This is a genomic window from Streptomyces sp. NPDC001002 (assembly GCF_053599215.1).
Genome location: NZ_JBSFLV010000090.1, coordinates 1 through 20,646, shown reverse-complemented (window position 1 = coordinate 20,646; position 20,646 = coordinate 1). Strand labels below are relative to the sequence as shown.

The 20,646-nt window shown below is 70.4% G+C and carries 20 protein-coding genes and 1 pseudogene; 15 read left to right on the top strand and 6 right to left on the bottom strand.

Annotated features, from left to right (window positions below; all coding sequences use genetic code 11):
• Nucleotides 1-30: 30 nt before the first annotated feature.
• The 10 genes from ACWDR3_RS32395 (at nucleotide 31) to ACWDR3_RS32350 (ending at nucleotide 9,165) form a co-directional block, all read left to right on the top strand.
• Nucleotides 31-993 carry an SMP-30/gluconolactonase/LRE family protein gene (locus ACWDR3_RS32395; protein WP_450356110.1) on the top strand — a complete coding sequence of 321 codons (963 nt, stop codon included), beginning with the start codon at nucleotides 31-33 and terminating at the stop codon, nucleotides 991-993.
• 169 nt (nucleotides 994-1,162) lie between these two features.
• Nucleotides 1,163-1,624 carry a fluoride efflux transporter CrcB gene (gene crcB / locus ACWDR3_RS32390; RefSeq protein WP_450356109.1) on the top strand — a complete coding sequence of 154 codons (462 nt, stop codon included), beginning with the start codon at nucleotides 1,163-1,165 and terminating at the stop codon, nucleotides 1,622-1,624.
• A complete protein-coding gene (locus ACWDR3_RS32385; protein ID WP_450356108.1) occupies nucleotides 1,621-2,001 on the top strand; it encodes a DUF190 domain-containing protein in 381 nt (126 codons plus the stop codon). Before crcB (ACWDR3_RS32390) ends, ACWDR3_RS32385 begins: the two co-directional genes overlap by 4 nt.
• On the top strand, nucleotides 1,998-2,372 hold the full coding sequence (gene crcB, locus ACWDR3_RS32380) for a fluoride efflux transporter CrcB (RefSeq protein WP_450356107.1): 375 nt from the start codon (nucleotides 1,998-2,000) through the stop codon (nucleotides 2,370-2,372). The genes ACWDR3_RS32385 and crcB (ACWDR3_RS32380) overlap by 4 nt, the downstream gene beginning before the upstream one ends.
• 71 nt (nucleotides 2,373-2,443) lie before the next feature.
• Nucleotides 2,444-3,280: an undecaprenyl-diphosphate phosphatase gene (locus tag ACWDR3_RS32375; RefSeq protein WP_450356106.1), complete on the top strand. Its 837-nt coding sequence runs from the start codon at nucleotides 2,444-2,446 to the stop codon at nucleotides 3,278-3,280.
• A gap of 211 nt (nucleotides 3,281-3,491) precedes the next feature.
• Nucleotides 3,492-4,169 carry a FadR/GntR family transcriptional regulator gene (locus tag ACWDR3_RS32370; RefSeq protein WP_450356128.1) on the top strand — a complete coding sequence of 226 codons (678 nt, stop codon included), beginning with the start codon at nucleotides 3,492-3,494 and terminating at the stop codon, nucleotides 4,167-4,169.
• A gap of 11 nt (nucleotides 4,170-4,180) precedes the next feature.
• The gene (locus tag ACWDR3_RS32365) at nucleotides 4,181-5,623 is read left to right on the top strand and encodes an amino acid permease (RefSeq protein WP_450356127.1); all 1,443 of its coding nucleotides are present in this window, start codon (nucleotides 4,181-4,183) and stop codon (nucleotides 5,621-5,623) included.
• Nucleotides 5,624-5,655: 32 nt separating this feature from the next.
• A complete protein-coding gene (locus ACWDR3_RS32360) occupies nucleotides 5,656-6,675 on the top strand; it encodes an asparaginase (RefSeq protein WP_450356105.1) in 1,020 nt (339 codons plus the stop codon).
• A 105-nt stretch (nucleotides 6,676-6,780) separates the two neighbouring features.
• Entirely contained in the window at nucleotides 6,781-8,196 is a 1,416-nt protein-coding gene (aspA, locus tag ACWDR3_RS32355; RefSeq protein WP_450356104.1) for an aspartate ammonia-lyase, read from the top strand.
• 36 nt (nucleotides 8,197-8,232) lie between these two features.
• Nucleotides 8,233-9,165 carry a glutaminase gene (locus ACWDR3_RS32350; RefSeq protein ID WP_450356103.1) on the top strand — a complete coding sequence of 311 codons (933 nt, stop codon included), beginning with the start codon at nucleotides 8,233-8,235 and terminating at the stop codon, nucleotides 9,163-9,165.
• A 12-nt stretch (nucleotides 9,166-9,177) separates the two neighbouring features.
• Here ACWDR3_RS32350 and ACWDR3_RS32345 read toward each other — a convergent pair whose 3' ends face one another.
• The gene (locus ACWDR3_RS32345; RefSeq protein ID WP_450356102.1) at nucleotides 9,178-9,963 is read right to left on the bottom strand and encodes an alpha/beta fold hydrolase; all 786 of its coding nucleotides are present in this window, start codon (nucleotides 9,961-9,963) and stop codon (nucleotides 9,178-9,180) included.
• A gap of 170 nt (nucleotides 9,964-10,133) precedes the next feature.
• Here ACWDR3_RS32345 and mptB point away from each other — a divergent pair, with 170 nt between their 5' ends.
• Together mptB and ACWDR3_RS32335 are read left to right on the top strand one after the other, a co-directional pair.
• On the top strand, nucleotides 10,134-11,528 hold the full coding sequence (mptB, locus tag ACWDR3_RS32340) for a polyprenol phosphomannose-dependent alpha 1,6 mannosyltransferase MptB (RefSeq protein WP_450356101.1): 1,395 nt from the start codon (nucleotides 10,134-10,136) through the stop codon (nucleotides 11,526-11,528).
• The gene (locus ACWDR3_RS32335; protein WP_450356100.1) at nucleotides 11,525-12,907 is read left to right on the top strand and encodes a glycosyltransferase 87 family protein; all 1,383 of its coding nucleotides are present in this window, start codon (nucleotides 11,525-11,527) and stop codon (nucleotides 12,905-12,907) included. Before mptB ends, ACWDR3_RS32335 begins: the two co-directional genes overlap by 4 nt.
• A 35-nt stretch (nucleotides 12,908-12,942) precedes the next feature.
• Here ACWDR3_RS32335 and ACWDR3_RS32330 read toward each other — a convergent pair.
• The 3 genes and pseudogenes from ACWDR3_RS32330 to ACWDR3_RS32320 form a co-directional block, all read right to left on the bottom strand.
• A pseudogene (locus ACWDR3_RS32330) lies at nucleotides 12,943-13,821 on the bottom strand (D-alanyl-D-alanine carboxypeptidase family protein); the annotation flags it as partial.
• A gap of 123 nt (nucleotides 13,822-13,944) precedes the next feature.
• A complete protein-coding gene (gene rho, locus ACWDR3_RS32325) occupies nucleotides 13,945-15,087 on the bottom strand; it encodes a transcription termination factor Rho (RefSeq protein ID WP_450356099.1) in 1,143 nt (380 codons plus the stop codon).
• Between the two features lie 277 nt (nucleotides 15,088-15,364).
• Nucleotides 15,365-16,192 (bottom strand): class I SAM-dependent methyltransferase, encoded by an 828-nt coding sequence (locus tag ACWDR3_RS32320; protein ID WP_450356098.1) that lies wholly within the window; start codon nucleotides 16,190-16,192, stop codon nucleotides 15,365-15,367.
• Between the two features lie 158 nt (nucleotides 16,193-16,350).
• Between ACWDR3_RS32320 and ACWDR3_RS32315 the strand changes: the two genes are divergently transcribed.
• The 3 genes from ACWDR3_RS32315 to ACWDR3_RS32305 are packed head-to-tail and all read left to right on the top strand — an operon-like array spanning nucleotide 16,351 to nucleotide 19,102.
• Nucleotides 16,351-17,121 carry an SDR family NAD(P)-dependent oxidoreductase gene (locus tag ACWDR3_RS32315; protein ID WP_450356097.1) on the top strand — a complete coding sequence of 257 codons (771 nt, stop codon included), beginning with the start codon at nucleotides 16,351-16,353 and terminating at the stop codon, nucleotides 17,119-17,121.
• 6 nt (nucleotides 17,122-17,127) lie between these two features.
• Nucleotides 17,128-17,559 (top strand): VOC family protein, encoded by a 432-nt coding sequence (locus ACWDR3_RS32310; protein WP_450356096.1) that lies wholly within the window; start codon nucleotides 17,128-17,130, stop codon nucleotides 17,557-17,559.
• A 28-nt stretch (nucleotides 17,560-17,587) separates the two neighbouring features.
• Nucleotides 17,588-19,102 carry an MFS transporter gene (locus ACWDR3_RS32305; RefSeq protein WP_450356095.1) on the top strand — a complete coding sequence of 505 codons (1,515 nt, stop codon included), beginning with the start codon at nucleotides 17,588-17,590 and terminating at the stop codon, nucleotides 19,100-19,102.
• Nucleotides 19,103-19,189: 87 nt separating this feature from the next.
• Here the strand turns inward: ACWDR3_RS32305 and ACWDR3_RS32300 are convergent, their stop codons facing one another.
• Together ACWDR3_RS32300 and ACWDR3_RS32295 are read right to left on the bottom strand one after the other, a co-directional pair.
• Nucleotides 19,190-19,957 carry an NPP1 family protein gene (locus ACWDR3_RS32300; RefSeq protein WP_450356094.1) on the bottom strand — a complete coding sequence of 256 codons (768 nt, stop codon included), beginning with the start codon at nucleotides 19,955-19,957 and terminating at the stop codon, nucleotides 19,190-19,192.
• 27 nt (nucleotides 19,958-19,984) lie between these two features.
• The coding region (locus ACWDR3_RS32295; RefSeq protein ID WP_450356093.1) for a chitinase at nucleotides 19,985-20,646 on the bottom strand (662 nt) is incomplete at its 5' end.

Here is a 20,646-nt window from a genome sequence, read left to right as displayed (position 1 = left end):
GCCGGCGAACTCTCCGAAGGGCAGACGCACATGGACCGACCCACGCCACTCGTCCCGCTCCGCTACGTCGACATCGGCGGCCGGGGCCCCGAGGACGTGGTCGCCGACTCGCGCGGCCGTGTCATCACGGGCGTCGAGGACGGCCGCATCCTGCGCGTCGACGGCCTGGCGGACTCCGCCGAGGCCCGCGTCGAGGTCCTCGCGGAGACCGGCGGCAGACCGCTCGGCCTCGAACTCCTCCCGGACGGCTCCCTGTTGGTGTGCGACGCCGAACTCGGCCTGCTGCGCGTCGACCTGACCGACGGGGTCGTACGCATCCTCGCCGACTCGGTGCTGGGGGAGCCGCTGCGGTTCTGCAGCAATGTCGTCGCGCTTGCCGACGGGAGCGTCTGCTTCACCGTCTCCAGCCGCCGCTATCCCCTCGACCAGTGGATCGGCGACCTCGTCGAACACACCGGAACCGGCCGCCTGTTGCGCCTCGCGCCGGGCACGGAGACCCCCGAAGTGCTGCTGGAGGGGCTGCAGTTCGCCAACGGCCTCGCGCTGAGCGCCGACGAATCCTTTCTGGTCGTCGCCGAGACCGGCGCCCGCCGCCTGACCCGCTACTGGCTCACCGGCGCGAAGGCGGGTCGCTCCGAACCCTTCGCCGAGAACCTCCCGGGCATGCCCGACAACCTCTGGCGCGGCGGCCCCGACGGCCCGATCTGGGTGTCCCTGGCCGGCCCCCGCATCCCACCCCTGGACCTGCTGCACCGCGCGGCCCCCACCGTCCGTGCCCGCGCCGCCCGCATCGCCGTCCGCGCCCCCTTCCGCCCCACCGGTACGATCGGCGCCCTCGCGATCGACGACACCGGCACCACCGTCCACCACCTCGCCCGCCGTCACTCCGGCTTCCGCATGGTGACCAGCGTGTGCGAGGCCGCCGGACACCTGGTCCTGGGCAGCCTCTGGGAGCGCGGCATCGCGGTGTGCGAGCCGCCGGTCCCGAAGTGACCACGGTCCCGCCCGGGCGTTAACCTGATGCCCGGTCGCGGGCACGTCCCGCGGCGCGGCGGTGGGGCCCGCCGTACCCGAACCGCGGCAGCGCTGCCGCCAACGGTCCCTACTTGCGAACGAGCGGTGCCCGCATGCCCGGGCCCAGGCGAGTAGGAGACGTACGACCATGACAGCCCCGGAAGCCGAGAGCCTGCGCACCCGCCCCGAGACCCGTCGCCGGGCCGACTGGCGGGGCCAGACCCCCATCGTCGCGATGGTCGCCCTCGGCGGCGCGATCGGTGCGACGGCCCGCTACGCACTCGCCCTGTGGTGGCCCGCCCAGCCCGGCGGATTCCCCTGGGCGACCTTCTGGACGAACGTCGTCGGCTGCGCCGTCATAGGCGTGTTCATGGTGCTCGTCACCGAGATCTGGACCACCCGCCGCCTGCTCCGCCCGTTCTTCGGCACCGGCGTGCTCGGCGGCTTCACCACCTTCTCGACGTACGCCGTCGACATCCAGAAACTCGTCGACGCCGGCCATCCCCGCACGGGTCTGGCCTACCTCGCCGCGACCCTGCTCGCGGCGCTCACGGCGGTGTGGCTCGCCGCGACGGCGGCCCGCCGCGCCCTGAAGTGGAGGCACCGATGACGAGGCTGACCGGCGGCGCCCTGCGCCTGACCGTCTTCGTCGGAGAGAACGACACCTGGCACCGCAAGCCCCTCTACTCGGAGATCGTGCACCGCGCGCACGCGGCCGGACTCGCCGGTGCCAGCGTCTTCCGCGGCATAGAGGGCTTCGGCGCCTCCTCCCGGATCCACACCTCGCGGCTGCTGTCCCTGAGCGAGGACCTGCCCGTCGCGATCATCGTGGTCGACACCGAGGAGCGGGTGCGGGCCTTCCTGCCGCAGCTCGACGAACTCGTCGACGAAGGGCTGGTGATCCTCGACGACTGCGAGGTCATCAGGTACGTCGGCCGTGACCGCGGGCCCGGCGAATCGGACACGAAGGGTAAGAAGTCGTTGTGAACTGGCTGCTCGTCGTGCTGGGTGCCGTGGTCGGCGCGCCGCTGCGCTATCTCACCGACCGCGCGGTGCAGTCCCGGCACGACTCGGTCTTCCCCTGGGGCACCTTCGCGGTGAACGTGTGCGGCTGCCTGATCCTCGGCACGCTCACCGGCGCCGCGACCGCCGGGGCCGCGAGCGCCCATCTGCAACTCCTCCTGGGCACCGGCCTGTGCGGGGCCCTGACGACGTACTCGACCTTCTCGTACGAGACCCTGAGGCTCACCGAGACCGGTGCGGGGCTCTACGCTGCCGCCAACGTCGTGGGCAGTGTGATGGCAGGCCTCGGCGCGGCATTTGTCGGGGTTTCGGTCGCTCAGGCCCTCTGGGGTTAGGCCGGCGACCTCACTCGGGCGTAGTAAGACTGTCTACAGCACTGTCGACCAACTCCTCAGAACTGGATTCCATGAGCGTCATCAATGTCGGTCAGGCCGTCGTCCTCGGAGTGGTCGAGGGGGTGACCGAGTTCCTCCCCGTCTCCTCGACCGGGCATCTGAAGATCACCGAGGGGCTGATGAACATCCCCGTGGACGACGACGCCGTCGTCGGGTTCTCGGCCGTCATCCAGGTCGGCGCGATCGCCGCCGTGCTCGTGTACTTCTTCAAGGACATCGTGCGGATCATGTCCGCGTGGGGCCGTGGGCTGGTCGACAAGGAGGAGCGGTACCACCACGACTACAAGTTCGCGTGGTGGGTGATCGCCGCGACGATCCCGATCGTCATCGTGGGTCTCGCCGCCAAGCCGCTCATCGAGGGGCCGCTCGCCTCCCTGTGGGTGGTCGCGGGCTCGCTGATCGTCGGCAGTGGCGTGATGTGGGCGGCGGACCAGATGGGCCGGCACAAGCGCGGTGAGGACGACACCACGTTCAAGGACGCGATGCTGGTGGGCGGTTCGCAGATCCTCGCCCTGCTCTTCCCCGGCTTCTCCCGCTCCGGCGCCACCATGTCCACGGCCCTGATCCTCGACCTGGACCGCGTCGCCGCCACCCGGCTCTCCTTCTTCCTCGGCATCCCCGCCCTGACCGGCGCCGGCATCTACGAGCTCAAGGACGCCCTGGGCACGGGGGTGGGTGCCGCGCCGCTGATCGTCGGCACGGTCGTCTCCTTCGTCGTCGCCTACGGGTCCATCGCCTGGCTGCTGAAGTTCGTCGCCAAGCACTCCTTCAACGCCTTCGTGATCTACCGGATCATCGTCGGCGTCCTGCTGCTGGGGCTGCTGAGCACGGGCGCGATCAACAGTTGATCCGCGAGGGTTGACCCTCAACAGTTGACTGACCGCAGTTGAGCGGTCGTTCGGTCGCCACAGGGCGTGACGCCGCTCCAAGGCGTCACGCCCCGCGCATTTCACCTCTCGCTTCCCTTGACAGCCCCCACCCGCCACCCGGAGGATCGCACCCGTGAACCTGTCAGACAGCCAGACAGCCAGTCAGGGCGGCCCCCGGCGCATCAGCGCCATGGAGGCGGTGCTCGGACACCTGCGCGCGGCCATCGAGGGAGGCGAGTACGGGGTGGGGGACAAGCTGCCCTCCGAGGCGGAGCTGTGCCGCACCCTGGAGGTCAGCAGGCCCGTGCTGCGCGAGGCCCTGCGGGCCCTGCAGACCATGGGCCTGACCGTCTCCAAGACGGGCAAGGGCACCTTCGTCGTCGCCACCACGGTCGAGGACCCCACCTTCGGCGACTACGCGGCCAGCGACCTGCTGGAGGTGCGCAGGCACGTCGAGATCCCGGTCGCGGGCTACGCGGCCAGGCGCCGCACGCACGAGGACCTCGACCACCTCACGCATCTGCTGGACCGGATGGAGCGGGAGACCGACACCACCTCGTGGGTCGCCCTCGACACGCTCTTCCACCTCGCCGTCGCCCAGGCCGCCCAGAACCCGGTCTTCCGCCGGGTGATCGAGGAGATCCGGGACGCGCTGGCCCGTCAGTCGGCCTTCCTGAACGAACTGGGCGGGCGCCGCGAGCAGTCCAACCGCGAGCACCGGGCCATCGTCGAAGCGCTGGTCGACGGTTCCGAACTCGACGCCGTGGAGGCCATGGCCCACCACCTCGACCGCGTCGAGACGACCCTCACCGACATCGTGCGCGCCACGCGCGCGGACACCCCCACGGAAGGCGGACCCGAGGCGTGAGCGAGCAGTCCTTGAGCGAGCAGTCGCTGCACGACGGCGTGCAGAAACGTTCCGGCCATGTCGACGCCGGAGACGAGGGCTACAGCAAGACCCTCAAGTCCCGGCACATCAACATGATCGCCATCGGCGGTGCGATCGGCACCGGCCTCTTCCTCGGCGCCGGCGGCCGCCTCGCCGACGCCGGCCCCTCCCTCTTCATCGCCTATGCCGTCTGCGGCCTCGTCGCCTTCCTGGTCGTGCGCGCGCTGGGCGAACTCGTCCTGTACCGCCCCTCGTCCGGCGCCTTCGTGTCGTACGCCCGTGAGTTCCTCGGCGAGAAGGGCGCCTACGTCGCCGGCTGGATGTACTTCCTGAACTGGGCCACCACCGGCATCGCCGACATCACCGCGGTGGCCGTCTACACCCACTACTGGGGCATGTTCTCCGACATCCCGCAGTGGGTGATCGCCCTGATCGCGCTCGCCGTCGTCCTCACCGTGAACCTCGTCTCGGTGCGGATGTTCGGCGAGATGGAGTTCTGGTTCGCCATCGTCAAGGTGGGCGCGCTCGTGGCGTTCATGTTGATCGGCATCTTCCTGCTGGTCACCCAGCACCAGGTCGACGGCCACAGCCCCGGCCCGGCGCTGATCACCGGCAACGGCGGCATCTTCCCGAGCGGGGTCCTGCCGATGCTCCTGGTCATTCAGGGCGTCGTCTTCGCCTACGCCTCCGTCGAGTTGGTCGGCGTCGCCGCGGGCGAGACCGAGAACCCCGAGGAGATCATGCCGAAGGCGATCAACTCGATCATGTGGCGCGTCGGCCTCTTCTACGTCGGCTCGGTCCTCCTGCTCTCGATGCTGCTGCCCTGGAACAAGTACAGCGCCGGCCAGAGCCCCTTCGTGACCGTGCTCTCCAACATCGGCGTCCCGGCGGCCGGCGGCGTGATGAACCTCGTCGTCCTCACCGCGGCCATGTCCTCGCTCAACTCCGGCCTGTACTCCACGGGTCGCATCCTGCGCTCCATGGCGGTCAACGGCTCCGCGCCGAAGTTCACCGCCCGGATGAGCCGAACCCAGGTTCCGTACGGCGGAATCCTGCTGACCAGCGGCATGTGCGTGCTCGGCGTGGCCCTCAACTTCGTGGTCCCCGCGGACGCGTTCGAGATCGTGCTCAACTTCGCCGCGATCGGCATCCTCTCCACCTGGGGCATGATCATGCTCTGTCACCTGCTCTTCTGGCAGAAGACCGAGAAGGGCGAACTGACCCGCCCCGACTACCGACTTCCGGGCTCCCCCTGGACCGAACTCGTGACGCTGGCCTTCCTCGCCGCCGTCCTGGTCCTCATGTACGCCGACGGCGGCGTGGGCCGCACCACCGTGTTGTGCCTCCCGCTGATCGCTGCCGCGCTGGTCGCCGGATGGTTCGCCGTCCGCCGTCGACTGGCGCGCATGGCCACCACCGAACCCGACGCGTGAGACCCACGCCGTCCGAACCCCGACAGGCAGAGATGTACAGCAGCCCCCTCGCGGACCCACCCCTTCTCCGTGAACCCCTTCACGCACCCGTCGCCCACCTCGTACGCGACGGAATGATCGAGGGCATCCACTACGGCTCCGTCGCCGTCCTCGACACCGACGGCAAGGTCCAGTTCCAGCTCGGCGACATCGAGGCCGCGTTCTACCCGCGCTCGGCGCTCAAGCCCGTGCAGGCGGTCGCCATGGTGCGCGCCGGGCTGCCGCTCGACGGCGAGCTGCTCTCGCTCGCCGCCGCCAGCCACTCCGGCGAGGAACGCCACCTCGCCGGGACCCGGCGCATCCTCGAACTCGCCGGGCTCACCGAGGGCGACCTGCGCAACGTCCCCGACCTGCCCTTCGACCCGGTCGTCCGGGACACCTGGGTGCGCGAGGGACGACCGCCGTCCCGGCTCGCCCAGAACTGCTCCGGCAAGCACGCGGCCATGCTGTACACCTGCCGGCTCAATGGCTGGTCCCTGGACGACTATCTCGACCCCGGGCATCCGTTGCAGCAGGCGATCGCGGAGATCGTCGAGGATCTCACCGGGCAGCGGATCGCCCGGGTGAGCGTGGACGGGTGCGGGGCTCCTCTGTTCTCCATCTCTCTCCACGGGCTCGCCCGGGCCGTGTCGCGCGTCGTCACCGCGGCGCCCGGTACACCCGAGGCGCGGGTCGCGGACGCGATGCGTGAGCATGCGGAGATGGCGTCCGGGAGCGGGCGGGACGTGGCCGCGTTGATGCGGGCCGTTCCTGGGCTGCTGGCCAAGGACGGCTTCGAGGGGGTTGAGGTTGCCGCGCTTCCGGATGGGCGGGCCGTGGCCGTGAAGATCTCGGACGGGGCGAATCGGGCGCGGGTTCCTGTGGCGGCGGCTTCGCTTGCGCGGGCCGGCGTGGATCCGGGTCTGCTCGCCGAGTTTGCGGGTGAGCCGTTGCTTGGGGGCGGCGAGCCGGTGGGTTGTGTGCGGGTCGTGCGTTCGTTGGACCCGGTGTCGCCGTTGTCCGCTTGTGCCTAGATCGGTTGTGGGGATCTGCGGGTTCGTTGTGGCTGGTCGCGCAGTTCCCCGCGCCCCTAAAGGGGCGCTCTCACTCACCTCGTCAGAAGGAGGGCCCGCACGCCCATGAACGTCTTCACCCGCCGCGAACACGATCTGCTCGGGGATCGGGACGTTCCCCTCGATGCGTACTGGGGTGTTCACACCCTGCGTGCGACGGAGAATTTCCCTATCACCGGTACGCCGATCTCCGCCTACCCGCATCTGATCGACGCCCTCGCCGCAGTCAAGGAAGCCGCCGCTCTCGCCAATGAGGAGCTCGGGTTGCTGGCGCCCGCTAAGGCCGCCGCGATCGTTGCCGCCTGTCGGGAGATTCGGGACGGGAAGCTGCATGAGCAGTTCGTCGTGGACGTCGTGCAGGGCGGGGCCGGGACCTCGACCAACATGAACGCCAACGAGGTTGTCGCCAACCGGGCGTTGGAGTTGCTGGGGCATGCCAAGGGTGAGTATCAGCACCTGCATCCCAACGAGGACGTCAACCTCGGTCAGTCGACCAATGACGTGTATCCGACCGCGGTCAAGATCGCCACGGTCTTCGCCGTGCACGGACTGCTGGAATCAATGTCTGTACTGCAGGACTCGTTCGCCCGTAAGGCCGTCGAGTTCCGTGACGTGCTCAAGATGGGCCGTACACAGTTGCAGGACGCGGTGCCCATGACGCTCGGTCAAGAGTTCTCGGCGTACGCCGTCATGATTGACGAGGATCGTCAACGTCTTGACGAGGCTGTCCAGTTGATCCATGAGATCAACCTGGGGGCCACGGCCATCGGGACCGGGCTCAACGCTCCCGCGGGGTATGCGGAGGCGGCCCGGCGGCATCTCTCGGAGATCACCGGGCTGCCGCTCGTCACCGCGGCCAACCTGGTCGAGGCCACCCAGGACTGCGGTGCGTTCGTGCAGATGTCGGGCGTGCTGAAGCGGGTCGCCGTCAAGCTGTCGAAGAGCTGCAACGACCTGCGGCTGCTGTCGTCCGGGCCGCGTGCCGGGCTCGGGGAGATCAATCTGCCGCCGGTGCAGGCCGGTTCGAGCATCATGCCCGGCAAGGTCAATCCCGTCATTCCTGAGGTCGTCAACCAGGTCGCCTTCGAGGTGATCGGCAACGACGTCACCATCACCATGGCCGCCGAGGCCGGGCAGCTCCAGCTCAACGCCTTCGAGCCGATCATCCTGCACTCGCTGTCGGAGAGCATCACGCATCTGCGGGCCGCCTGTCTGACCCTGGCCGAGCGGTGCGTGGACGGGATCACGGCGAACACCGAGGCGCTGCGGGCGAGTGTCGAGAACTCCATCGGGCTCGTGACCGCCCTCAACCCGCACATCGGGTACACGGCCGCCACCGACATCGCCAAGGAGGCCCTGGTCACCGGCCGGGGAGTGGCCGAACTGGTTCTGGAGAAGGGGCTGTTGCCCGCCGCGGCCCTCGCCGATCTGCTGCGGCCCGAGGTCCTCGCGGGCAGCGGTGGCAGTTCATCTCCTGCCTGACCTGCGGATGCGCGCCCCGACCGGCACGGAGGCACAATGGTGATCATGACGTCGTCGCAGACCTTCGCGCCGGTCCTGGAGCGCATCGCCGAGGAGATGGAGCGCACCCCCGGCCGCGGCCGGCCCGCCGACTACATCCCGGCCCTCGCGGCCTGCGACCCGCGCCGCTTCGGCATGGCGGTCGCGGAGCTGGACGGCACGGTGTACGGCGTGGGGGACTGGCGCGAGCCGTTCTCCACGCAGTCCATCACCAAGGTCTTCACCCTCGCCCTGGACCTGGCCCGCGAGGGTGACGAACTCTGGGAGCACGTGGGCCGCGAGCCCTCCGGCAACCCCTTCAACTCCCTGATCCAGCTGGAGTACGAGAACGGCATCCCGCGCAACCCGTTCATCAACGCGGGCGCGCTCGTCGTCACCGACCGCCTCCAGACCCGTACCGGCGACGCGTCGGGCGAACTGCTGACCTTCCTGCGCACCGAAAGCGGCAATCCGGACCTCGACTTCGACCTGGACGTCGCCGCCTCCGAGTCCGCGAACGGGGACCGCAACGCCGCGCTCGCCCACTTCATGGCGTCGTACGGCAACATCGACAACCCCGTGCCGGTCCTGCTGGAGCAGTACTTCATGCAGTGCTCGGTGCGGGCCTCCTGTGCCGACCTCGCTCTCGCCGCCGGCTTCCTGGCCCGGCACGGCAGCCGCGCCGACGGCACCCGGCTGCTCACCCTCACGCAGGCCAAGCAGGTCAACGCGGTGATGCTGACGTGCGGGACGTACGACGCGGCGGGCGAGTTCGCCTACCGGGTCGGGCTGCCCGGCAAGAGTGGTGTCGGCGGCGGCATCATCGCCATCGTGCCGGGGCGGTGCACGTTGTGCGTGTGGAGTCCGGGGCTCGACGAGCGCGGCAACTCGGTGGCGGGCGTGGTGGCCCTGGACCGGTTCACGACGTTGACCGGGGTGTCGGTGTTCTGACCCCGCGCTGCGCTAGTGGAGTCGCTGGGCGTCCTCGTCGAGGAACGCCTCCAACATCGGCAGCAGCAGGGGTGCTTGGCGCATCAGGGCCATGTGCGTGGTGGCGGGGAGAACCGCCAACTGCGCCCGGGGGATCAGTCGTTGCATCTCCGCCGCGTGCTCGACGCGGACGAAATCGGTGTCCCCGATGACGAGCAGCGTCGGCGCCGTCACCGTGCGCAGGTCGTCGGCGGTCCAGGGCAGCGGGGCGTGCGCCGCGGTCGAGGTCCTGGCGAGGAACTCCTGGAAGTGCCCGGGGTCCGGTGCGACAGCGGCGTAGGCGTCGGCCATCTCCTGGAAGTCCGCCTCGCTGGGCAGCCGCGGCGAGCTGTAGTCGGGGGTGCGGACGTCCTCGTAGTAGCCGTCCTGGGCGAAGTGGGTGGCGGCCAGGACGAGTCGGCCGACGCGCTCGGGGTGGTCGACGGCGAGGTGCAGCGCGGTCAGGCCGCCGAGGCTGAAGCCCACGAAGTCGGCCTGGGCGATGCCGAGTTCGTCGAGGAGGGCCACGACGTCGGAGGCCAGGTTCGGCAGCGTGATCGGCCGGTCGGTGTCCGCCGTGTGGCCGTGGCCCTGGAGCTCGGGGGCCACGATCCGGCGCCCCTCGGCGAGCGTGGGCAGCAGGGCGCCGAAGGACAGATCGACGGTGAGGACGCCGCCGTGCAGCAGCACCAGCGGTCGGCGCGTGCCGTCGTCGTCGCCGTGGGTCTCGTAGTACATCTCCAGGCCGTTGACCTTGGCGTATGCGGAGCTGCTGGGCATCGTCGTCACGTCCGTTCTGCGAGTGTCGGATATCAGGAAGACCGGTCGGGCCCGGGAAACTCATCGGTTCCACGGCCGGATCACACGCCGGACACACACAGGTCCCCGACAGGAGAGCGGCGTGTCGCCTTCCGGCCATACGGCGTTGACACGCTTTCCGAGTGTTGGCCATGGCTTTCCCCGTCGATCTCCGCCGCTGTCAGGTCCTCGGCCTGGCCGGAACCGCCTTCCTCGCGTTGGGAGGCGAGACAGCCGGTGCTCTGCCGGTCCAGGACCTGCTGACCCCCGCCAACGTCCGTGTCGCCGTCGGCCTGGTCGGCGTCTACTTCGGCGTCGTCCTGCTGATAGCCGCCTGGGTGCTGCTCGGGCGGCTGGTCCGCAGTGCCGAACCGCCGTCCCCGCGCGCCCTGTTGCTCGTCCTCGCGGTCTGGGCCGCCCCGCTGCTGCTCGCGCCGCCGCTGTTCAGCCGGGACGTGTACAGCTACCTCGCCCAGGGCGCCATGGTCGACGCCCACATGGACGTGTACGCACACGGACCCGCCCAGCTCGGCGGGCCGCTCGCCGACGAGGTCGCCCCGCTGTGGCAGCAGACCGGCGCCCCCTACGGCCCGGTCTTCCTCGGCCTCGCCTCCGTGCTGTCCGGACTGACCCGAGGCGAGATCCCCGCGGGCCTCTTCGGAATGCGGCTCGTGGCCCTGCTCGGCGTGGCCCTGATGGCCGCCGCGCTGCCCCGCCTCGCCCGGCACAGCGGCGCCGACCCGTCCGCCGCCCTCTGGCTCGGCTGCCTCAACCCGCTCGTCCTGCTGCACCTGATCGCGGGCGCCCACAACGACGCCATCATGCTGGGCCTCCTCGGCGTCGGCCTGGTCGCGGCCCTCGGCCGCTGGCCGGTGCTGGGCGCCGTGTTCGTGACGCTCGCCGCGCTGGTGAAGGCCCCTGCGGCGCTCGGGCTCGCCGCGGTCATCCTGCTCCAGATACGGGCCGGTCACAGCCCAGCGAAGGCCACCTTGACGACGGTCCTGGCCGCCGGGGCCACCACGGTCGCCATGACGGCCGCGGCCGGCACCGGATACGGCTGGATAGGCGCCCTCGACACACCGGTCTCCTCGCACAACTGGGCCCTCACCAGCCTCCTGGGCCGCGCCACGGGCGCCCTTCTTGAGCACGTCGGCAGCGACCTGGCTCCGCTCGCAGTCCCCGCCTGGCACATGCTCGGCCTCGCGATCACCGGAATCCTGATCGCGGCCATATGGTGGCGGCTGCGCCCGCGCCCGGTGTACGCGCTCGGCCTCAGCCTCGCCACGGTCGCCGCCTTCGGCCCCGCGATCCGCCCCTGGTACGCGCTGTGGGGCCTCTTCCTGATAGCCGCCGCCGCACCCACCACCTCCGTACGGCAGCGGGTGGCCGCCGTCACCGGAGTGCTCGCGCTCGCCACCCTGCCGAGCGGCAGCGCCGCGGACACCGGACAGCTGGTCCTCGCCGTCTCCGGCGGAGTGCTCGCCGTCGTCGTGCTGTGGCAGGCCCACCAGGCGGCACAGGCCCCGGCCCTGGGACGTGCCGTATGAGACGCCCCCGCACGGACCGCGGCAGAGTGCTGCTGGTCCTCGCCCTCGCCGCCGCCGTCGTGGCCTTCACCGCGACCGTCCCGCTGCTGCGCGACTGGTTCGACCTGCGCGTCTACTACGGCGCCGTCAACGGCTGGGTGCACCACGGCGGGCGCATCTACGACTACCGCGTGCCCGGCACGGACTACGGCTTCACCTACCCGCCGTTCGCCGCCGTCGGCATGCTCCCCATGGCCCTCGTCGGCCTGCGCACCGCGATCGTGCTGTCGTTCCTGCTCAACCTGGCCGCCCTGGCACTGATCGTGCACATCGTGACCGAGGGCGCGTGGCGGCGCTACGGGTGGTACGGGTGTGCCCTGGGCGCCTGTCTGCTGGCCCTGTTCGAGCCGATCCGGGACACCTTCAGCTTCGGGCAGGTCAACCTGCTGCTGCTGGGGCTCGTCCTGTGGGACGCGTGGCTGCTGCGCACCGGGCGGGGGAACCGGGCCGGTGTCGGCATCGGTCTGGCCGCCGCGATCAAGCTGACGCCCGCGCTCTTCATCGGCCTGCTCCTGCTAGCCCGCCGCTGGCGCGCCGCCGCCGTCGCCACGGCCGTCGCGGGGGCGGCCACCGCGCTCGCCGCCTGGGTAGACCCGGGCGCCTCACGGTTCTACTGGACCGTCGCGCTGTGGGACACCAGCCGGGTGGGCCGCCTCGACTACGTCTCCAACCAGTCGCTGCAAGGCATCCTGGCCCGGCTCGGCATCGAGGGCCGCCCGGTCTGGGCGCTGGCGGTCCTGCTGGTCCTCGGCGTCTGGGCGGTGCGTACCCGGCGGGCGGTCGCGGCCGGCGACTGGACGGCCGCGTTCGCGCTCACCGGTCTTGCCGCGTGCCTGGTCAGCCCGATCACCTGGGTGCACCACCTGGTGTGGCTGCTGCCGTCCTTCGCCGTACTGATCCGTACCGGGCACCCGCGGATTGCGGGCGCCCTGTACGCGGTGCTGTGCACCAGTGTGGTGTGGCTGTGGTTCAACGACGCGTCCGGCATCGACGGATTCCTCGGCAGCAACACCTACACCTGGATCACCCTCGGCCTGCTCCTGTGGCTGCCGGCCGGTCAGCGCCGTCCCGACCGCGCGCCCCTGACCCGGCCGCCCCTGGCCGGTCCTCCCTTGACGCGCAGTACGAGCGCCACCGCGACCGCGCCCAGGGCTGCGGCCCCGGAGACGGCCCAGGTCTCGGCCCAGCCGGGCCCGTCGTCCGGCGCGACCGCGGCCGCCACCGGCTGGGCCTCGGGACCCGGCCTCGGTCGGGCCCGCAGCGCGTCCAGCGAGCCCACCGGATCGACCCGCCCGGCCGCGGCGAACCCCCAGTCGAGCAGCTCGCGGGCCTCTTCGTAGACCGCGAAACCACCGCCCGCCTGGGGGTTCATCACCGTGGCGACCAGCGTGCGCCCGCCGTGCCTGGCAGCCGCGACGAGCGTGTTGCCCGCGTTGCTGGTGTAGCCGTTCTTGACGCCGATCAGCCCCGGATACGCCTCCACGCCGTCCGCGCCGGTCAGCAGCCGGTTGGTGTTCTGGATCCCGTACGACCAGCCGCCCCCGCCCGGGAAGCGCGCCTCGGCCGTGCCGCAGTACCGCGCGAAGTCGGCGTTGCGCAGCCCGGCCCGACCGAAGACGGCCAGGTCGTACGCCGACGACACCTGGCCCGGGGTGTCGTAGCCGTCGGGTGAGCGGACGTGGGTGTCGCGGGCGCCGAGGGCGCGGGCCTTGGCCTGCATTCGCACGGCCGTCGTACGCCAGCCGCCGTTGAGCGCGGCCAGGACGTGCACGGCGTCGTTGCCCGAGTTGAGGAAGACCCCGCGCCAGAGATCGGCGATCCGGTACGTACGGCCCTCGGCGACGCCGACCAGGCTGCTGCCCGCGCCGATGCCCGCCAGCTCCTCCTCCTTGACCTTGTGCCGGATGCCGCCGGGCAGGGCGGGCAGCACGGTGAGGGCGAAGAGGGTCTTGAGGGTGCTGGCGGGCGGCAGCCTGCGGTGCGCGTCGTGCGCGGCGAGCACCTCGCCGGTGCCGGCGTCGGCCACCAGCCAGGAGAGCGCCGAGAGGTCCGGCGGGCCGGGGGCTCCGCGGTGAGGTCTGGCCTGGACGCCGGAGCGGTAGAGCAGGGAGGGCTGTACGGCCGCCGCCCCTGGGTCGCCGGGTGGCGCGGGTTCCGCGGCCACGGCTGAGGCGAGGGGCGCGAAGGCCAGGACGCCCGCCACACAGAGCGCGCAGGTCGTGACCCCGGCCCGGGAAGAGAATCCGATAGTCATACCGGCCACCGTAGGAACGGACCGTGCGCCGACCGCGCTGCCTCGGCCGATGGGCACGTGCGTGCAACCCGGATGCCGCACGTCAGGTCGCCGAGCCGAGCCGATCCGGACGACCGGCTTCGGTCAGCCGGTGGGCAGCGTCGGCTGGATGCGACGCAGGAAGGTCGCGTTGTCCGGGGTGTCCCGCAGCCGCTCCAGCAAGGTCTCCAGGCTGCCCTGGCCGTCCCGCGTCTGGAGTGCGCGCCGCAGGCCGTGCATGGTGTTCAACTCGGCCGGGGACAGCAGGAGTTCCTCGCGGCGGGTGCCGGACGGGTTGATGTCGACGGCCGGGAAGACGCGCCGGGAGGCGAGCTCGCGGCTCAGCCGCAGCTCCATGTTGCCGGTGCTCTTGAGCTCCTCGAAGAAGTAGTCGTCGGCACGGGAGCCGGTCTCCACCAGCGCGGTGGCGAGGATGGTGAGCGAGCCGCCCTCCTCGGCCAGCCGGGCGGCGCCGAAGAACCGCTTGGGGCCGAGCAGCGCGGTCGCGTCGACACCGCCGCTGAGGGTACGGCCACCGGAGGCGGCCGCGTTGTTGTGCGCCCGGCACAGCCGGGTCAGGGAGTCGAGCAGGATGACGACGTCCTCACCTGCCTCGACGAGCCGCTTGGCCCGCTCGATGACCAGCTCGGCGAGCGCGATGTGCTGCTTGGCGGGCCGGTCGAAGGTCGAGGCGTACACCTCGCCGCGCACGGAGCGCCGCATGTCGGTGACTTCCTCGGGGCGTTCGTCGAGCAGCACGACCATCAGCCGGGCTTCGGGGTGGTTGCCCGCGACGGCGGCCGCGATCTGCTGGAGCAGTACGGTCTTGCCGGTCTTGGGCGGGGCCACGATCAGCCCGCGCTGGCCCTTGCCGACGGGGGCGATCAGGTCGGCGACACGGCCGGTGAGGCCGGACGCCGGGTGTTCGAGGCGGAGCCGCTCCTGCGGGTGCAGGGGGGTGAGGTCACGGAAGTTGCGGCGTCCGCGCAGTTCGGAGGGTGTGCGCCCGTCGATCCGTACGACCTCGGTGAGGGCGCGTCGGTTGTCGCGCACGCCTTCCACGAGATCGCCCTTGCGTAGACCGTGACGGCGGATCAGGGCGGGGGAGACCGCGGGGTCGGACGGGGAGGGCTGCAGGCTCTCGGCGCGCAGGTGCCCCTTCCCGTTCGTGTCGATGTCGAGGACGCCGACGGCGACCTGGGTCGTGGGTTCTTGCTTGACCGGGGGGTGTTCGAGTGTGGTGGTCATGATGGTGTGTCCTTTCGAGGACGGCTGGCATGTGGCATGCGAAGGAAGGGGATGCCGCGAGAGGGAAGGCGGACGTGCGCCTTCGGCGGCGAGAGAAACAGCACCTCGGGGTACGACACAGCTGTGCCGGTCACGAAGTGGTGCTGGAAAGCCGATGTGCCGACCTGGAAACGGCGGCGGTTCGGCGAACTGAAAGGGAACTGGCACCGGCGCCCGAAAGGGGGCGTACACAAGTGCTGGGAAGACCGTAGCACACGGTCCTCGGCGGTCTGAGCCGTCAGCGGATGGCGAGCAGGCCGTACAGGAGCGGAATCCTGGGCTCTGTCAGGCGCCACCAGCCGGAGGCGGTGCGGACCATGTGCGGCCAGCGCAGCCACGGCAGCTCGTCGCTCTCCGTCAGGCGCTGGATCTTCAGTCCTGCACCCGTCAACGCGTTGATGACCTCGCTTATTCCGTGCATCCACTCGTAACTGTCGGTGGATTCCGCGAGCGCCGGGCCGTCGGTGTACGTGTGCGTGCCGTCGCGGTGCACGGCGCCGGCCCCGCCGAGGTAGTCGTGGCGCAGCAGCAGCTCGGGGCCCTCGCCCGGACCCGGCTTCGGGCCGAGCGAGTTGAGCAGCGGGTGGAACTCGCAGATGTACAACCGCCCACCGGGGCGCAGGAGTTGGGCCAGTACGTCGGCCCAGCGCGTCAGGTCCGGCAGGTAGCACAGCGCCCCCTTGCCGGTGTACACGACGTCGAACTGCCGCCCGTCCAGGGCCTCCACGGCGTCGTACACGTTCGCCTGCACATACTCCACGTCAAGCCCGGCCTTCGCCGCGATGTCGCGGGCGGCCGCCACCGACGCGGCCGAGAAGTCGAGCCCGGTGGCCCGTGCGCCGCGCTGCGCGAAGGCGATCGTCTCCGTGCCGAGGTGGCACTGGAGATGGAGCACGTCCTGGCCGGCCAGTTCGCCGAGGTCCGCCCACTCGAAGGCGCCGAACCAGCGGGCCGGATCGAGGTCCTGGTCGAGGCCGTAGAAGCGGCTCGCGAGATGGACGGGCGTGCGGGCGTCCCAGTTCGCCTGGTTGGCCCGCATCAACCGGGCCTGCTCGTCGGTGGTCATGACGACCATCCAACCGCACGTCCCCGGCTCCGCGCCGCATACCAGCCATACGAACCCCCGATGCCCTTTCGCCGACCTATTTCTTGTTCCGGCCCAACCCCCTACCTACGCTGCCACCACCGCACTCCGGCGGGCTTGGACAAGGGACTTGGGCAATCATGGGTCGACTGGCCGGGAAAATCGCTTTCATCAGTGGAACGGGGGCCGGAATAGGCCGGGCCGCGGCCCTGGTATTCGCCGCTGAGGGCGCCACCGTATTCGGCTGCGACATCGACGAGGACAGCGCGGCCGAAACGGTGGAACTCGTCGAGAAGGCCGGCGGAGTGATGCGCTCGCTGGAGCCGGTCGATCTCTCCACACAGGCCGGGGCGCGGGAGTGGATCCAGGCCGGCATCGCGGCCTTCGGCGGGCTCGACATCCTCTACAACAACGCCTCCGCGCTGCGGAACGGCCCGTTCGAGACAATGCCGGCCGAGGACTGGTACTTCACCCTCCGCAACGAGCTGGACATTCCCTACTTCTGTACGCAGGCGGCCTGGCCGCATCTGATCGCGCGCGGCGGCGGCGCCGTCCTCAACGTGGCCTCCGTGGCCGCCGTCCGGGGCGCCCCGTTCATGCCGATGGTGCCGCACGGCGCCGCCAAGGGCGGGGTGCTGGCGATGAGCAAGCATCTGTGCGCGGCCGGCGCCCCGCACCACATCCGCGTCAACACCATCGCCCCCGGCATGACCCGCACCTCGGCCACCGCGCCCTTCCTCGACGACCCGGACGGGCCGAAGGCCGCCCTGGAAGCGCGGATCCCGGTCGGCCGGGTCGGCGAACCCGAGGACATCGCGCGGGCCGCGGCCTTCCTCTGCTCCGACGAGGCGGCCTTCGTCAACGGCGCCGACCTCATGGTCGACGGCGGCGACAGCGCGATGGCGGGCTGAGCGGCCGTGACCTGCCGACTCGACCATGTGGGCGTCAACGTACGCGACTTCGCCGCCCAGACCCGCTGGTACCGGGAGGCCTTCGGGCTGACGCCCGTCTTCGAGTTCCACCTCGAAGAACCCGGCCTCCGCGGCATCGTCCTGGAACACCCGCGGGGCTGGCGGATCGAACTCCTCGCCCGTCCCGGATCCACACCTGGCCCACGGGCACCCGACGCCCTGACCGCCGCCCTCACCGAGGGATACGGGCACTTCGCGGTCACCACCCCCGAACTCGACCCGGTCTACGCGGCCTTGGCGGCCCACGGAGCCGGTGAGGTCATGAAACCCGGACCCTCTCCCGAACCCGGGGTCCGCATGGCCTGGGTCAGTGACCCCGAGGGAAATCTCATCGAACTCATAGAGAAATTCGAACCCGTAGCGAAGAACGCAGAGTGAGGGCACCGCGATGACGGAATCGATCTCCTTGAAAAAGCTCGACAAAGGGACGCTCATAGCGTGCTGTCTCGCGGTGGCCGCGGCACAGCTGTGCATTACCGTGCCCTCGCCGATCAACGGCAACATTCAGGCGGCTTTCGGCGCCTCGGGCTCCCAGGTCGCCTGGGTCACGTCCGCGTTCATTCTGCCCACCGCGATTCTTGAGCTGAATTTCGGCGTGCTCGGTGACCTCTTCGGCCGCAAACGTCTCCTGGTGCTGGGCGGGTTCATCCTCGCGCTCGGTGAACTCCTCAACGCCACCTCCCAGAACATCACGATGCTGTGGATCGGCCAGGCCCTCGCCGGTGTCGGCGCCGCCGCGCTCTTCCCCAGCTCCCTCGCCGTGATCGCCGCCGCCACTCCCGACGAGAAGGATCGCGCGAAGGCGGTCTCGACCTGGGCGTTGAGCATCTCCCTCGCCTCGGCGCTCGGCCCGCTGTCCTCCGGCGTGCTCGCCACGGTCGCCGACTTCCGCTGGGCGTTCGTCCCACCGGTCGTCCTCGGACTGGCCGTCGGCATCACCTGCTGGTACCTGGTCACCGACTCCAAGGCGCCCGAGGGCCGCACGCTCGACTGGCCCGGCCAGATCACCATCGCCATCGGCCTCACCGCCCTGCTGTGGGGCATCATCGAGGGCGGCGACCGCGGCTGGGGCAGCGCGGCCATCGTCGGCTCGCTCACCCTGGCAGCCGTGGCCCTGGCCGGCTTCTTCGTCGCCGAGAAGCGGGCGGCGTCCCCGATGTTCAACCTGGACCTGCTGAGGATTCCGTCGTTCGCCGCCGCGGCCGTCGTCGCCCTGGCCGGCATGTTCGGCTTCATCGGCACCGCGTACTGCGTCTCCATCCGGCTCGGCGCCGTCATGCACCTGAGCCCGCTCAGGGCCGGAATGCCGTTCGTGATCCTCCAGCTGATCCCGCTCCTGCTCGCCCCCGTACTGAGCCGGATGCTCACCCGGGTCGAGCCGCGCCGGCTCCTGATGGGCGGTCTGCTGCCGATGGCCGCAGGACAGTTCTGGATCGCCGCGCTGCCCATCACCACCACGTCCCTCGCGGCCTTCATCGGCCCGGTGCTGCTGCTCGGCGTCGGCTTCATCTGCGTGGTCTCCTCGCTGACGTCCGCCGCCGTGAACGCCGTACCGATCAACATGACCGGCATGGCCAGCGGAGCGACCAGCCTGGTGCGGGAGTTCGGGCAGGCACTCGGCCCTGCGGTCATCAGCACCGTCGCGATGAGTGCCGCGTCCTCGGTCCTGGTGGGCAAGCTCAGCGGAGCGGACGCCGGTATGGAGGCGGCGGCTGGTCCGCTCGCGGTGGTGAACGCGGGCAGCGACAGCGCCCGCGCCGCCGCTCAGGCCGCGCTCGGTCACGGCATGGCGCTGGGCGTGGTGATCTGCGGCTGCGCCTCCCTGGTCGGCGCGCTGGTCACGCTCCTGCTGGTGCGCAAGAACACCGCGCGGTCGGAGGTCGGCGCGGGGGAGCCCACGGTGCAGGCGGCTTCCGCGTAGGACACGTGCGCGCAGGAGACGTTCGCGCGGGACGGGAACGACAGAGGGGCCGGGGTGTGGAACCCCGGCCCCTCTGTCATGGGTGGTTCACGCGTACGGGTCGAAGGGGATCCCCGCGGGCTTCGCGTAGTTGAGGTTGTACTGGAAGTCGCCGTCGTCGATCTTGAGCGTGGCCGAGCCGAAGTCGGCGCTCATGAGCTTGTCGCGGAACCCGGCCGGGTAGCCGTTCCAGCCGACCAGGCGCGGGTAGAACCAGTTGCCCGTGGCGTTCTCCGCCGGCTCGTCGTTGCTGTTGGCGAAGCGGAAGCAGTGCGTGGAAGCACCGTCCTTGTGGTACACGATCTTCGGGTGGGTGCCGTCGAACCGGATCGAGGAGGCGGCGGACGTCGCGTAGCTGCTGTGCTGCGACGCCGACACGTACTTGACCTCGTTGTTGTTGATCCACACGATGACGTGTTCCCAGTCGTGCGTGTGCCCGATCGCGGCCGGACCGAGGGTGGCCTGGTCCTTCTCGAAGTAACTGGCGTACATCACGGCGCACCAGTCGTTGTTGCACTTCTCGCGCGAGTACGTGTTGGCGTTGGCCAGTTGGGCGTAGTCGTGGCAGTGCCCGTTGACGTCGCCGCCGAGCTTCAGACCGGGGTTGAGCGTGCCGTCGGCACCGATGGCGGCGGTCGCGTAGCAGCCGTCTCCGTCGTAGTCGTAGGCCGGGGAGAAGGTCTGCTCCAGGCCGTCGGCGTTCTGGGGGAGCAGGGTCAGCACGCTTGCGTGGGCGCTGGCCGGGATCGCCACGACGAGCGTCATCGCGCCGACCGTGCCGAGGAGGACCTGGGCGAGAGATCTCAGCTTGTTCATCTTGCTTCCTTGTCGCGCGTACGAACGTCAGCAGTAGAGGTTGCTGCCGGGGGTGACCCCGAGGATGGAGGTGATGCGGTTGTAGGCGTCCACGCGGCTTTGGACCTGGGCGGGGTTGCGGCCGTCGCATTCGAGGGAGCCGTTGATGGAGCGGATGGTCTGGCCGAAGCCGGCGCCGTTGACCATGGCGTTGTGGGGGGTCATGGTGCCGGGGCCGGTCTGGGTGTTCCAGTACCAAAGTCCGGTCTTCCAGGCCACGGCCGAGTCGTTCTGCACCAGCCAGGGGTTGTTGAGCAGGTCGATGCCCAACGCGTCACCGGCGGCCTTGTAGTTGAAGTTCCAGGACAGCTGGATGGGACCGCGCCCGTAGTAGGCGGCCTGTCCGGCCGGGCAGCCGTAGGACTGGCTCCAGTCGCAGTACGTCGGGTAGTTGGCGGTGTTCTGCTCCACCACGTACACCAACCCGCCCGTCTCGTGGCTGACGTTGGCCAGGAAGGCGGCGGCCTCCTGCTTCTTGGTGGTGTCCGAGCCGGTGTTCGCGAAGCCCGGGTAGGCCGACAGGGCGGCGGTCAGGCCGCTGTAGCTGTAGAACGAGTTCCTGCTCGGGAAGATCTGGTTGAACTGCGCCTCACTCACCACGAAGCCGGAAGGAGTGGTGCCGCCTCCGCTGGCGGGGGCGGTCCACTTCT